This window comes from Paenibacillus sp. LjRoot153 (assembly GCF_964253085.1).
In the GTDB taxonomy this organism is placed as follows: Bacteria; Bacillota; Bacilli; order Paenibacillales; family NBRC-103111; genus Paenibacillus_E.
This window is the reverse complement of the sequence record NZ_CAXUQH020000001.1, coordinates 2,390,662-2,405,184: the sequence shown is the minus strand read 5'-3', so window position 1 is coordinate 2,405,184 and position 14,523 is coordinate 2,390,662. Positions and strand designations below refer to the sequence as shown.

The window sequence follows — 14,523 nt, the reverse complement described above, 5'->3', positions numbered from 1 at the left end:
CAACCTTCCTTTTTATCTATGCAATTTTCGGAATTTTTCCAGATGCCGGTTTGTATAGCTGATTAGTTATGAATACGTATTCATTTAAGATCAAAAAAATTATGTCAAACTCGATGTACTTTTTCTTTTAATTAATACTGGTTCTAATGTATATTGTTTAGGTGTTTGACGGGACTCCTCCTGTTCAATCATTTCAATGAGGCGTTCAATCGCAAGTTCACCCATGCTTATTTGGGATTGGCCACCGACTGTTGTCAATTGTATGGCGTTATGAGCAGAAATTTTTATATTATCAATCCCGCAAAGGCTCATCTGGTCTGGGACACGGATCCCGAGCTGAAGCAGATGATCCAGACATTCGAGCGCAATTGCATCCGTTGCCGCAACAATCGCTGTAGGTCTTTCCATATCCTGAAGATTGACTAAATCATCTAAAGCCTCTTTGATAGCATCCTCTCTCGTATCGGTAATCTTGACCCACTCATTCAAAACCTCTAGAGAATGACGGCTCATTGCTTCCAAATAACCTTCTTGCCGGCCAAAAAAAGTGGATGCGTACTGTGACCCACCTATGTAAGCGATCCTCTGATGGTCCAGCGAAACAAGGTGATCGACAGCAATGCCTGAAGCTTTCCCATTATTCAACTCAATGTAATTACCGCCCTCTCGATGCTTTCGATTGAATGTGACAACCGGAATGCCCAGATCTTCAAGCTCTGAATAGATCGGGTCATCGATGAGAATGGAGGACATGACAATCCCATCCACACGATGGCTTAAAACCGAATGATACAAGCTGGCGTCATCGCCAATATGGTGAAAATAAACAGACACGTTGTAACCTTTCTCGGTAGCAATGTTTACGATCTTGGTAGTCGTCTCCACATAGAAAGGGTTATTTAAGTGCTCAGAGATCAAAGCAATTGTATTGGTTTTATTCTTAACAAGACTTCGAGCAACAAGGTTCGGACGAAATTGAAGTTCTTTCATTGCTCTTTCCACTTTTTCCACTGTTGCTGATTTCACTAAACTAGACCCATTTAGTACTCTGGAAACCGTGGATTGTGATACACCTGCTAATTTTGCAACATCATGAGAAGAAACCACTATATCACCTACTTTAATTTTGAATACGTATTCATATGTTCATCATAATTTGAACCAGTTTTCTTGTCAATGAAGTTTTTTTATTGCTCTAACGGGGAAATTCATGCTACTGTGAGATCGGAGAACAAAATCAGACTCGTTACAGGGACGTAACGGAAGCGAGGGAATGGATATGCTATATGAGCTGCGCATTTATACGATGCATGAGGGGAAAATGGACGCAATTCAACAGCGTTTCGACCAGCACACGCTCGTAATTTTCGAGCGGTTGGGGATGAAAGTGAACGATTTCTGGATCGATCAGACTGGCCTTTCGAAGCTGTATTACGTAATGGAATATAGAAATAAGGAAGAACGGCAACGGCAGTGGGATACATTTCGGCAAGACCCGGAGTGGATCAAGGTGAAACGCAAGTCAGAGGAAAATGGGCCGATTGTGGAGAAAATCGAAGAGATTCTCATGAATCGGGCAGCATTTTTTAAGCGTTAGCCTTGATTTGGTAGTTTCTCCTCAAAGCTGGTATATACAGGAAAGGAGCCTCGCTAGACTAGTTACGGGGATCCTTTTCGTTTGCGAATAGATGCCACCGACCTTTTGGCAACCTTCTGGTGTTTACAATTACATTCCTTCATAGTCAATTTGCACTTCTACTTTGTCATCTATAGCACTATAATGGATAATTGTCTGACGACGACTAGAGAAAATCTTTGACGACTTTTATGTCAGTTCTCTAAACTCTTGTGTTCCTCTGGTCTCCGTGTTAATTTCACCTTTGGAGAAATTCCTATACAGAATATCCTTATGAAACAGATTAACAACCTCCCCGAAACCCTTTATTTCTCAAGGAGTCCCTGTCTTATAAATCACCAATTAATCATCTTTATATAACCGCTCATCCCGAAACCTCACAATCCGCTTCGCCTGCTGCGCAATCAATAATTCATGCGTAATCAAAATGATCGTCCGACCTTGTACATTTAATCTCTTTAAAATGTTTAAAATCTCCACACCTGTTTTTGAATCTAACGCTCCCGTAGGCTCATCCACCAAAATAATCGATGGATCTCCCGCCAACGCCTGTGCAATAGCAATACGTTGCTGCTGCCCTCCTAATAACTCCGCAGGAAAGTGCTTCCTCCGATCAAGCAAATCTACTGCTTCCAACGCTTACAAAACAAGTGGCTCCCGCTGCTTTTTAGTCAACCCGCGATAAATCAACGGTAACTCCAGGATGTCTCTTGGCCCACGATGCCTTAAACAACCATAAGAATGGCGCCGATCAGGGAACCTCCACAAAGCAAGCTATTTATATTTCTTCCGCTATGCGCCCCATATCTGGTCCGCGAACTCATTAGCCACGTTCTTAGTTAACTCATTAATTTATTGTTTATAGAATTAACTTTGCAGTACTATTTCATAATACTTAGCTCTTTTCCATTAGGGTCTCGTCGTAAATTTTGTTGTATCCTAAGTGGGCGCCAAATCTCCCTCTCGTTTTTTGTTAGGGAGACTTGTTCACTCGGTTTCCTTTCAATCACTATATTTTAACTACCAATATACATTAAAAATAAACCCGCGCAATTTGCACGGGTTTTACAGTGTAAGAACGTATTATTATGTTTTAATGAGTCTCTAACCAAACAATCGATCAAGAAGTACTTGCCCGATATCTTTTCATTCCGAACTCAATGAACCAATCTTCCATCCCGAAACCTTACAACCCGCTTCGCCTGCTCTGCTACCTGCCAATCATGCGTAATCACAATAATCGTCCGTCCCTGCTCGTTCAATCGCCTGAAAATATCCATGATCTCCGCGCCCATCTTCGAATCCAGTGCACCTGTAGGCTCATCCGCCAAAATGATCGGCGGATCGCCAGCCAATGTACGTGCAATTGCGACACGCTGTTGTTGTCCGCCAGATAGCTCCGAAGGAAAGTGCTTCTTTCGATCCAACAAATCCACCGCTTCCAGTGCCTGTAAAACTAACGGCTCTCGCTGTTTTCTCGATAATCCCCTATAAATCAAAGGTAACTCCACATTCTCATAAGCGTTTAATCTCGGCAGCAGATTGAAGCTCTGGAAAACGAACCCTATTTTCCGATTCCGTATCTCGGCCAGCTGTGAATCACTCATGGCGTGAATTTGCTTCCCATCGAGGGTGTAGATACCTTCGTCCGATACGTCCAAGCAGCCGATGATATTCATCAGCGTGGACTTTCCGGATCCCGACGGCCCCATTATGGCGACATATTCACCCTGAACAATGTCTAACGTAATATCATCCAACGCACGGATCGTTTCGCCGCCCATATGATAAAATTTACTAACATGCTCAATTTGGATTAAGGCTGTCATTGTCTTCGCCTCCATTATTTGATGCCAAATGAATGAAGAATGCGATTCAATTCCCCTTACCTCTTCGCCTTATAAAACTCATGATACAGCTTCATGAGCGCCCGCTTCTCAATCCGCGACACATAGGACCGGCTAATCCCCAGCTCCTTCGCAATTTCCCGCTGCGTCCGCTCTTCGCCACCAAGCTCCAATCCGAATCGGCCAACAACAACTTCCTTCTCTCGATCGTCCAGAATTTCCAGATTTCTGTAAATTTTCGACTTCTCGATCTTCAGCTGCACCGCGTCCACCACATCGTCCGCCTCGCTGCCGAGTATGTCGATGAGCGTAATTTCATTCCCCTCTTTATCCGTTCCAATAGGATCATGCAGAGATACATCTTTACGTGTTTTCTTCAAGGAGCGCAGATGCATCAGAATCTCATTCTCGATACAACGTGCCGCAAAAGTCGCCAACTTTGTCCCTTTGTTTGGGGAGAAGGATTCGATGGCTTTGATCAATCCGATGGTCCCAATGGAGATCAAATCCTCAAGATCTTCCCCTGTATTGTCGAATTTTTTGAGGTTGTGAACACGAAGCAACGTAATTTAATTCCAAGGTCAGTGTTCTCCTGCCTAACGCATTTTACTACGAAAATGTAAATAGCGTGACAGGCATTAAAAACTGCCGAACATATAGCGCTTCAGGCACAAATAAATCCCCATTTTCTGGGTTCTGGCTCTAGCGAAATTTTATAAATTAAGTTTAAGCAAAGGAAAAGATATCATCACCATTCAAGAAGATATCGAACTGACCCTCTCTTATATACCAACAAATTAAACCTGCACATCGCGCTAGACGAACATATTGGTACATATAACACCCAAAATAACGCTGCAGCCGCTCGTGGAGAATGCCATTCTTCATGGCATTCTTGCCAAAGATAACCAGGAAGGTGCGATCCTGATTGGGGGAAACATAGCAAACAAGGTGATCACCATTACGGTACAAGTACAACTGGGGGATATTGAAATTCCAGATATCATAATTTCTTCCAAATAATACCCCCCTGCACTTCAGCTTAGTGACAAGGCCCCTCCTGCCGGCCGCGGCAAATCCCGGTTCCCTCCATTTCAGTCAAACTAGAAGAGGCTTTCCCGAGTAATCAATCTCTTGGGAAAGCCTCTTCTTGGCAAAACAACGATTTGGTTACGTTGACAATCATCGTATCACTGCATGTGGCGCCTATTATTATATTGTCAATGATAATAGCGATCCCGATATTCCTGGGGTGTGCAGCCCACGTTCTTCTTGAATTGATAAGTAAAGTAAGCGGGAGTTTGAAAACCCACTCGCTCCGTTACTTCGTAAATCTTTATGCTTGGGTCCTGAAGCAATTCCTTTGCCTTTTTCATTCGTAAACTCTTGACGAAGTCAGAAATTGTCTGGCCTGTTTCCTTTTTAAATAAGACGCTTAAATGACCAGCGCTAATATGAAATTTATCCGAAAGTTGTTTAACCGTTACACTAGTTGGTAGTTGTTCTTCGATATAAGTAGCGATATTATTGATGAGATGATGCTGCTGTATCGTACGTTCCTTCCGAGCAATGATGAACGCCGAATCCATATATTCAAGGACGATGTCTTTAAGTAGATGGGCTGTTCTGCATTCCAATAGCCGGTGCAATGCACGATTACTGAGATGGGAAATCCCCTCCACATCGTCCCACATTTTGCGTGAAAGCTCCCCAAGCAAACTGACACTAAATGATTGCATATAGCCGAACGAGTGGGCATTTCCCTCCATTTCATTGAACACCCTCCCTACCTCGATCATTAACTGCTCCTTATTGTCAGTTTCTGCGAGTGCAAGCAAATTGGGAAGTATGGTTTCACGCTGCGTAAAGTTTTCATATACCTTTCGTTCTTCATTACCGACATGCACAAGTAAGCCGTTCTCACTCCGCCGTGCATCAGCGACAGTATACTTAATCTCTCGGTAAAGCTGTCCCACTTCAGTCCAATGACGCCCTTCCCGACTGACACCAATCGTGACCGAGACTTGATACGTATTTCGCATATAGTCTTGAACAAAACCCATTTGTTTATCCAGGTTCATCCTTGTATCGGTAGATGGATTTAACAAAATACCCGCGACTCCTTCTGATTTCAGCGGCGCAACTAAAACGAAACCCATTTCATTTAACGAAACAGAAATCGATTGCTGAAGCACTGAACTGAGCAACAGCTTACTTTTGACATCACGACTCTGACTATTCTGATGATCGAGTGAGGCTATGATTAACAGAATTCGATCGGTCACACTCGGTAGTTCAAGAAGATGAAACCACGATGTTAGCGTATCCTCCTCAATCGGCTCATCAGCAAGCAACTCAAGAACAAAAGATTCCTTTAATAACACCTGACTCTCCAATACGACGGATTTAAGATGCAGCGTCTGTTCATTGATTTGCTTCACGTTCTCAAGTGTTTGACGAAATATGTTAAGTTTTCGCTCGATTTCGCCTAATTTAAGGGGCTTTAATACATATCCATTAGCGCCTACTTCAATGGCATCCTGTGCGAATTCGAATTCATTATACCCGCTGATGATGAGAATCTGAATTTCTGAATGTATGGATTTCGCTAGGCCAGCGAGTTCGATTCCATTCATGCCTGGCATGGATATATCCGTGATTAGTACATCTACTTTATTGCTTTCAAGAATAGGAATTGCCATTTCGCCTGTTTCAGCGGTAAATGGAATCGTATAACCCAAACTCGCCCAATTGATATGTCGAATTAGTCCTTGAATCTGTGTCGGCTCGTCATCTACGATTAATGCCTGCAGCAATTGTCATCCCTCCCATCGAATATTTGGTTTTTCCGCGTAGACAGGCAATTGGATTGTGACTACCGTTCCTACTCCAAGCGTGCTCTCGATCTCAAACTTGCCTTTATTGCCAAAATATAAAGAAAGCCGTTCACTTATATTTAACAAACCGTACCCATTTCCTTTGCCAGCTTGTTCACCATTGTGGATACGTGCCAATGTAGCCGGTTCTATACCGCTGCCATTGTCTCTCACTTGGAAATGAATCATATGATGATATCGCTTAATTGAAATAGAAATACATGCATCCGAACGTGTAAATATGCGCCCATGGATATAAGAATTTTCAACGATGGGCTGCAAAATAAGCTTTATGGAATAGAGCTCTAACACTTCCTCCTCTATCTCCCATTCAATACGGACACGTTCCGGATACCTGAGCTGTTGAATGTCCAAATAAGCACGTACATGCTCAAGCTCATTCTTGATAAACGTAATATTGGACTTATTATCCAGTGCGAATCTGTAAAAAGTCGTCAATGCTTCAACTGCTTCCACTTGAACTTGATCTCCCTGATCAAGCGCTCGCCACTGAAGCAAACTGAGTGAATTATAAATAAAATGAGGATTGATCTGCGCTTGAAGAGCCTGAAACGATGACTCTTTCTCTTTTAACTTTGCACTGCTTAGTAGTTCAATTAAGTTTCCAAGTCTACCTGCCATCTGATTAAACATGATCTCGAGGTCACCGAGTTCGTCTCTATTCCGATTCTCAAGCCAGACATTGAAATCACCCTCGGCGATATTACTCATCCGGGTACCTAATTTACGAATTCGTATCACAATATTCTTAAACACAATCATGACAAGGAACAAAGAAAGTAACAGAAAAAAGATGGTAATTGCCACGATGCTGTACACAATAATGGAGGATTGTTTCTCCAATTGGCGCATCTGGACTAGCGCTGCAACTTTCCATTCACCGTTCAAATGTCGGACTGCAAAATAATTGCCCTCATAAGTAATGTTATCGTTATCTCCAATATTTTCCCAAAATTTAGATATAGTCGTATTTGCAACGTCTTGGCCAATCATCCCTCGGTTGGAGGCTGCAACAATGCGATTATGCTCGTCCAAGAGGTATAAGCTCCCCGCACCGTTAAAGGGACGATCCATTAATTCACCGAATACGCTTCCATAATCCAAAAGCATATAGATCGCACCAAAGACATACCCACTGGTATTCGTTATTTTTCTCGAAACGACCAGCTTTGTGTTCTCACCTGGTACTTCTGACCATTGCAAGGAGATAGGTGATTCCATTACACTATCATACCATACCCCTTCATCACCCCCAGTAAATGGACGATGAGCGGGCTTTCGCAGAAGTCTGCCATCTTCAACAAGCGTTGGATTAACATGATAAATTGTAAAATCGTCGATCCCTGGCAAATAACGGCTCATAACTTGAAATGATCGGTCGACATAGTTCACCGATTCAATCCTTTCCGACCAATTCTCGTAGGTACGTGCTAACCTTGAGATCAGTTCTCCGTCTGTTCCTGTCCGGTTTACAAGGAGATCATAGCTTTGCTTTCGGAATCCAACACTCTGCGTCGTCTGTCGAATGGCTTCATTAATAGTAAGCATATAGTTCGCCCTGACGTTCTGAAGAGCCAGGTAACCTGCACCTAATCCCAATATCACTGTAGGAATAAATACAACCAATCCGTAAAAAACGACAAATTTACGGCGAAGATTCATTGTACGGGTCAAATGAATAATATATCTTTCAATCCAGTGTCGCACTAGGCATTCTCCTATTATTCAGCCAAAATATTACACGTTAGAAACTACAAAAGGGAGCGCCCACGTAGAATGGGCTGCTCCGCTTTATGCGTTGATTTCAGTTTACATGATTCTGCTACTTAGCGTATAGGTCTGTAGCAACCTATTCGCATGTAGGCTTACTTCTTGTTCATCCCGTTGTACTGTTCATTCCATTCCTGCTTAAGCTCACTCCAGTGTCCACGTTTCTCAAGTGCTGCAGTGAAATCACTCCAAGCTTTTTCGAATTGCGCATCGTCTTTTGCCATCAACAGCTTAGCCCGGTATTCTTTATATACCGAATCTAATTCTGGAGCATACTTTTCCCAAGCCCCTCCTGTCTTCGCCTTCACCATGTCATAATTTTCTGCAACTCGGGTAGTACCCATTTTAGAGATCTGTTGGGAAAACTCTCCGGTCTTAGCTCCACCGGCATGAATATTCTCTGATGTCCACCATGCGTACCATTTATTGCTAAACGTTGATGTTGAATATAGCTCTGGTGTCACTTGTGCTTTTTTGGCATTATCGCCAGAGTTGCGCAGTTCTTTGTATTGCGGGTCTGTAAATTTCCATTTACCAAGTGGTTGATCGACCCAGTTCCAATATTTACCTGCAGGTCCTTCGTTAATGACCATGTTCATCTCTGGTTTCGGTGTTAACGTATAGTTGTAGAATGATAGAATAGCATCTAGGTTCTTCGTACTTTTACTAATATACGTATCGTATTGCGGATAAGGGTTAATAATCTGAGTATAACCAAGCTGGCTGACGCCATCAACTTTAGGGAAAGGAATTGGTTCATAGAACCAGCCAGGTGCTGTTGGGCCATCAAGTTGTTCCCAAAGCGAACTGTTTAAGTTCCAAAAACTTCCAACGTTCATTGCAAAACGGCCGCTTTTGTTCTTCTCGACATATCTTTCACCTTTATCAGTAAGTGCTTCTGGATCTATGAGATTTTTCTTGTACAAACTATTCATCCATTTATAAGCAGCCTTAAACCCTGGGTTGTCATACTTAAAAATAAAATCGCTACCGTCTTTTTTAACTTGAGTAACACCACCTGCTGAAGCGACGGTCACGCCGAATGCGGCAAGCACAGCATTCTCTTCATTCTTATCTGTAAGAATCCCCATTGGTAGAAGCGGCTTACCTGACTCATCCTTTAATTGTGAAGCCTTCTCCAAATAAGTCTCGATGCCTTGAAGTGTTGAGAGATCTGCTACTTTCATTCCTACTTTGTCGAGAACATCCTTTCGAATGAACCACGCATTGGAGGACCAACCTGGCCATGGATCTGTCGGATTCACATCAAAGAAGGAAGGAAGTGACCAAATATGTCCATCCCCATCCTTCATCTGATCCAGATATACTTTTGGAATTGCTGCCAAATTGGGATACTTATCTGGCATACTAAAGTATTTCTCGAGTGGTTGAATAACATTGGAGCGCTTCATAGCATCATTAACTACTTGTTTTCTCTCAAAAATAGCAGCATCATCAAAACCGCCAGTACTCAGCTTTAGATTAAGTGCGGTAACGGCATCCCCTTGTGTTGCTTCAATCTGAACATCAACTTTAGGTTCTTCCGTTTTCCAATATTTTTGTACCCAGCTATCATTATTAACCGTTGCTGTCCAACCGAGCCAAAGCTTAAAGTTAGCTGCAGTAGCTGTTTTAGAAGTTTCCTTAGCCGGTGATGTACTACTTTGTCCAGTACTGCTGCTATCTGAACACCCCGCCGTAATACCCAACGTGGCAACCAACCCCAGCACCAAAGAACTTTTTAACCCACCTGATTTCATTTTCATTTTTATGCCTCCCTTTTTTTACTAACTTAGCTGGTATATATAAAATGCCTAATACCCTGGAGTTATCCCTTGACTGAACCGACCATTACACCTTTGACAAAGTATTTCTGCAGGAAAGGGTAAACAGCTAGAATCGGAAGTGCGCTGATCATAACCGTGGCCATTTTGATTGACATGAGTGTAATATTGCTCAAGGAGCTTCGTGCAAGCGCTTCTTGGTTTTGATTTGAACTCATAACGGCTGACAAATCTTGGGCAGTTAGTAGTTGCTGCAGGAATGTCTGAACCGGGATCAAATTCTGTTTGCTAACATAAAAAGCACCTGAAAACCAATCATTCCAATGCCCTACAGCCGTAAAAAGTCCTAACGCGGCTAACATTGGCTTTGAAAGCGGAACGATAATTTGAAAGAGAATACGGAACGGACCCGCACCGTCTAGTTCGGCTGATTCTATCAATGCTTCGGGAATGCCCTGTATAAATTTCTGCATGACGAACATATTCCATGCGGAGAATAGACCAGGGATAACATAGACCCAAAAGGTATTCGTTAGTCCGAGACTATACAATTGAATATAGTAGGGTATCAATCCCCCACTGAACAGCATTGTGAGTAGTACATACATTAGAATGCCATTCCGAAATGGAAGTTGTTTATATGATAACCCGTACGCGGCCAACATGGTAACAGCCAATCCGCCTACTGTGCCTAAAACTGTTCTTGCAATGGTAATCAGATAAGCATGTCGAATAACTGAATTACCTAGAACGATCTCGTAGTTGATCCAAGTGAACGAACGGGGCCAGAGATACACCCCTCCCTTTGCTGCATCTGCCCCGGTATTAAGAGAAATTGCCAGCATGTATAGGAATGGATAAATGATTGACACGCATAATACCAGTAGCAAGACAACAATGAAGGCTTGTCCCACACGTTCAAACCCATTTGATTTCATGTGTTACCACAGCCCCTCGCCGTTGAGTTTCTTGGATGCCGAGTTCGTAGCTACGACAAGCAGCAGGCTAATGACTGAAGAGATTAAACCAACAGCGGTTGCCATGCCGAAATAACCTTGTTTAAGTCCATTACGAAGCACGTAAGTATCAAGAACATCCGCCACATCTTGATTCGCGGAATTCATCATTGGATAAATCTGATCCATGCCAACATTGATTAAACTCGGAATGCTTAATATCAACACGATGGATATCGTCGGCAACATACCCGGCAGCGTAATGTGTCGTATTTGAGCGAGTTTGCCCGCTCCTTCAACTTTCGCCGCTTCGTAGAGTTGAGGATCTATCGTCGTGATTGCCGCTAAATAGAGAATTGTATTCCAACCAACTTCTTTCCACAATCCACTTGAAACGATCATAGGGCGGAACCATTCTGTAGAGCCTAGGAAGAAAATGGGATCTCCTCCTAACCGCCCGATCAAATCGTTCGCAAGCCCGCCATCTAATGTAAGGAATGATTGCAGGATATAGGCTACGACGATCCAAGAGAAAAAGTGAGGCAGATAGCTAACCGACTGCACAAACCTCTTAAAAGTCGAATTTTTAACCTCATTGATCATGAGAGCGAGCAGAATTGGCATAGGAAATCCGAAAACAAATTTCAAAACCGAAATGTAAAGCGTGTTTTGAACCACTTTCCAAAATTGAGGCTCAGTAAAAAATGAAAAATTGTCCAAGCCAACCCAACTACTTCCCCAAATAGAAGAGCCTATCTTAAAGTCTCTAAAGGCAATTTGGATACCGGCCATAGGGATATAATTAAACAGAAACAGCAACACGACTGCTGGTAAAATCATCATATATTGCCAGCGATATTTATATAACGTTGAAATCATATGCTCCCTCCTTTTCTATATCATTATTCTACTTGGGAAGGAGAGAACTTAACATGTAACAACGATTAGATTTCTATCGATTTCATATGATGTTTTAAGTAAGCGCTATCATCCTCAAAAGAAGACATCAACCAATATGGAAGATATCTTCTTTTATTGTAAGAACAATGTACGAGGATTCGCGTATTAACCTGCCAACCTACACAAAATCAGCCATCGATTGTACCGTCAGCTTACCGGGGTTTCCTGGGATAAAAGCCTCTCCCTCTCCGTTGTTGCGCTGGCGAAACTCCACCGTGACCGGTATTCCTGGGATTAGATCAAAATAGTTGTCAGAGAAAATCCCTTCCACCTCTGCAGAGATCCAAACTTGCCGAGCCAACACGCTGCTCTGTAGATTATAGCGAGTGCCACCGCTGCCTGAAACCTCCTGCACTGAGATCTGCGTCATTGGAAGCACAAACTCCTTCGCAGAGACAAAATAGTACGGTTTGCTATCTACCGAATTTCCATCAACATGAAACATGGCTTGCAAAACAACCTGCCGTGGATCGCAGCCTTGGAGCCACTGCTCTCGGTTCAGTACCGTCGCTTCAGTGACCGAATCCGCTGCCACTTCAACCTGAAGTGTCTCCTCTTTAATCAGACCTCCCTGAATGTCATACAGAGATAAACATAGCGAGCCCATTACCCGTTCTCTCTTATCCGAAATGAGATTAACGGCAATCGAACGATCTGCCATTTCGTATATCGTCAATATGACGTCCCGGAAGCTTCTGCGAACCGTATATTGCAGCGCTTTCCAGCGTCCATAGTAGTCGATGCCAGCCCAGGAAGCGACCGGCCAGCAATCGTTCATCTGCCAGTACAGCGTGCCCATACAATAAGGCTTGTTCCGGCGATGCGCTTCAATTGCAATACGGATTGCTTCCGCTTGGAGTACCTGGCTCATATACAGGAACGATCTGAAGTCCTTAGGCACAGGTAAGTACATGTCCATGTATTCCTTGATCAACTGGTTGCCACGCCCATTTTTCTGATGGGCCATCATGATATCAGATTCCAGCGCCAGCTCACTTTCTGGTGCATACTTCAACACGGAATCCAGCTCCGGGAACGACTGGAATCCGTATTCACTCATAAACCGACCGATATGCGTATTGTAGTTAGCGAACGGTTCCGAAGCATGCCACACGCCCCAGTAGTGGATATCACCTTCGCCGGATAGGCTAAAGGCATGCTGGTTCTCATCTCCCGTAAGACCACGCATAGGCGAGGATGACCAATACGCCACATCGGCCGCCAGTCGTGCCACGGCTTTTGGCAAGATATCATGGAACACCGACTCGTAGTCTGCCCATATTTGTTCACGCTGCTCCGCTGTGTAGTTTCGCTTCCAGCCCCAGCCTTTATTCTCCACATAATTCGACCACGCTGAATCAATCTCATTATTACCGCACCATAGCGCAATGCAGGGATGACGGCGCAATCGCTTAATATTATGATCAGCTTCAAATGCAACATTCATGAGGAAAGCTTCATCCCCAGGATACATGCTGCAAGCGAACATAAAATCCTGCCAAACCAGAATGCCATATTCATCGCATAGATCATAGAAAATGTCTTGTTCGTATATCCCCCCGCCCCATACCCGCAACATATTCATGCCGCTTTCGGCTGCTGAAGCAATTTCGTGGCGATAACGCTCCGCCGTCACCTCAGTCAGAAAGCTATCATTAGGAATATGGTTAGCCCCTTTGGCGAAAAGTGGAATCCCATTCAGTTCGAAACGAAAAGAAGCTCCAGCTTCATCCTTTTCCCGAATCAGCTTAATATCCCTCAGTCCAGTTGTCACCGTTACCACATGGGTACTCCCATCCTCACCAACTAGCTCCGCGTTAAATTCATACATATTCGGTTCGCCCAGCCCCCGGCACCACCACAATGCGGGCTCAGAGATCTTCACCTCTATCGCCACTTCTTGTACACCTGGCTCAAGCGTAATTCCCTTTTCCAACACTTGCTCACCCGTAGATACACGCAGATGGCCTGACCAAGATTCAACTGCTTCGATCTCTAATATGGCCGTCAGCTCTGCTACTTCAAGATTGACACGGTCCTGACGAATGTAAAGATCGCGTATAACAGGACCCGCACAGCCCTCCAAGCGAACCTCACGCCAGATACCGCTTGTCACAAAGCGCGGCCCCCAGTCCCAGCCGTAATGATAGGGTGCTTTGCGAGCAAATACGCTAATACGATGATCACCTAAACCACCAAGCTCGGACTGATCATTCGCAGCAGGCAGACTGTAACCTAGCTTCTCTAGCTTTGGTAAATCTTCAGCTATCGGCGAACAAAAACGTACAGTCAATTCATTCAAACCTGGACGCAGCAGCGGCTTGACATCAGCCCTCCATACACGGAACATATTATCGGCCGAAAGCACGTGCCTCCCGTTCAATGTGACGTCAGCGTACGTATCCAATCCCTCGAACACGATTTCGATTGCCGGTAGATCCAACCAGGCATTCTCTAATTCAAAGGTGCTTTCGTACTCCCAATCTTTTTTGTCAATCCACTGCTGTTCGTGCTCATTTATCCCGTAGAACGGATCAGCGATACAACCGTTTCTAAATAAATCGGTATGCACGGTACCGGGAACCTGAGCTGGCATCCAATCCATCTCATCACACGCCTTGAATTTCCAGTTGCTTATTACAAAATGTTTGTTGTTCATAGTTCCTCCAATGT

At 43.8% G+C, this 14,523-nt stretch carries 12 protein-coding genes; 2 read left to right on the top strand and 10 right to left on the bottom strand.

Annotated features, from left to right (window positions below; all coding sequences use genetic code 11):
* Positions 1 to 99 precede the first annotated feature (99 nt).
* Entirely contained in the window at positions 100 to 1,107 is a 1,008-nt protein-coding gene (locus tag ACSQ8P_RS10590; RefSeq protein WP_436235137.1) for a LacI family DNA-binding transcriptional regulator, read from the bottom strand.
* A 166-nt stretch (positions 1,108 to 1,273) separates the two neighbouring features.
* Here ACSQ8P_RS10590 and ACSQ8P_RS10585 point away from each other — a divergent pair, with 166 nt between their 5' ends.
* A complete protein-coding gene (locus tag ACSQ8P_RS10585) occupies positions 1,274 to 1,597 on the top strand; it encodes an NIPSNAP family protein (protein WP_436235136.1) in 324 nt (107 codons plus the stop codon).
* 381 nt (positions 1,598 to 1,978) lie between these two features.
* Here ACSQ8P_RS10585 and ACSQ8P_RS10580 read toward each other — a convergent pair whose 3' ends face one another.
* The 3 genes from ACSQ8P_RS10580 to sigK all read right to left on the bottom strand — a co-directional run bounded on the left by ACSQ8P_RS10580 (position 1,979) and on the right by sigK (position 4,052).
* Entirely contained in the window at positions 1,979 to 2,272 is a 294-nt protein-coding gene (locus ACSQ8P_RS10580) for an ATP-binding cassette domain-containing protein (RefSeq protein ID WP_436235135.1), read from the bottom strand.
* A gap of 521 nt (positions 2,273 to 2,793) precedes the next feature.
* Complete coding sequence (locus ACSQ8P_RS10575) at positions 2,794 to 3,465, bottom strand: ABC transporter ATP-binding protein (protein ID WP_436235134.1); 672 nt, start codon at positions 3,463 to 3,465, stop codon at positions 2,794 to 2,796.
* A 56-nt stretch (positions 3,466 to 3,521) separates the two neighbouring features.
* Positions 3,522 to 4,052 (bottom strand): RNA polymerase sporulation sigma factor SigK, encoded by a 531-nt coding sequence (gene sigK, locus ACSQ8P_RS10570; RefSeq protein ID WP_436239493.1) that lies wholly within the window; start codon positions 4,050 to 4,052, stop codon positions 3,522 to 3,524.
* Between the two features lie 259 nt (positions 4,053 to 4,311).
* On the opposite strand from sigK, the gene ACSQ8P_RS10565 reads away from it, so the two are divergent.
* Positions 4,312 to 4,506: a hypothetical protein gene (locus ACSQ8P_RS10565; protein ID WP_436235133.1), complete on the top strand. Its 195-nt coding sequence runs from the start codon at positions 4,312 to 4,314 to the stop codon at positions 4,504 to 4,506.
* 197 nt (positions 4,507 to 4,703) lie between these two features.
* On the opposite strand, the gene ACSQ8P_RS10560 is transcribed toward ACSQ8P_RS10565, so the two are convergent.
* The 6 genes from ACSQ8P_RS10560 to ACSQ8P_RS10535 all read right to left on the bottom strand — a co-directional run bounded on the left by ACSQ8P_RS10560 (position 4,704) and on the right by ACSQ8P_RS10535 (position 14,509).
* Positions 4,704 to 6,299, bottom strand: a complete 1,596-nt coding sequence (locus ACSQ8P_RS10560) for a response regulator (RefSeq protein WP_436235132.1) — start codon at positions 6,297 to 6,299, stop codon at positions 4,704 to 4,706.
* Between the two features lie 3 nt (positions 6,300 to 6,302).
* Positions 6,303 to 8,087 carry a sensor histidine kinase gene (locus ACSQ8P_RS10555; RefSeq protein WP_436235131.1) on the bottom strand — a complete coding sequence of 595 codons (1,785 nt, stop codon included), beginning with the start codon at positions 8,085 to 8,087 and terminating at the stop codon, positions 6,303 to 6,305.
* A gap of 158 nt (positions 8,088 to 8,245) precedes the next feature.
* On the bottom strand, positions 8,246 to 9,916 hold the full coding sequence (locus tag ACSQ8P_RS10550) for a hypothetical protein (RefSeq protein WP_436235130.1): 1,671 nt from the start codon (positions 9,914 to 9,916) through the stop codon (positions 8,246 to 8,248).
* Positions 9,917 to 9,978: 62 nt separating this feature from the next.
* Positions 9,979 to 10,872: a carbohydrate ABC transporter permease gene (locus tag ACSQ8P_RS10545; RefSeq protein WP_436235129.1), complete on the bottom strand. Its 894-nt coding sequence runs from the start codon at positions 10,870 to 10,872 to the stop codon at positions 9,979 to 9,981.
* Positions 10,873 to 10,875: 3 nt separating this feature from the next.
* Positions 10,876 to 11,769 carry an ABC transporter permease gene (locus ACSQ8P_RS10540; protein WP_436235128.1) on the bottom strand — a complete coding sequence of 298 codons (894 nt, stop codon included), beginning with the start codon at positions 11,767 to 11,769 and terminating at the stop codon, positions 10,876 to 10,878.
* A gap of 199 nt (positions 11,770 to 11,968) precedes the next feature.
* Positions 11,969 to 14,509: a beta-mannosidase gene (locus ACSQ8P_RS10535; protein ID WP_436235127.1), complete on the bottom strand. Its 2,541-nt coding sequence runs from the start codon at positions 14,507 to 14,509 to the stop codon at positions 11,969 to 11,971.
* Positions 14,510 to 14,523: the final 14 nt, after the last annotated feature.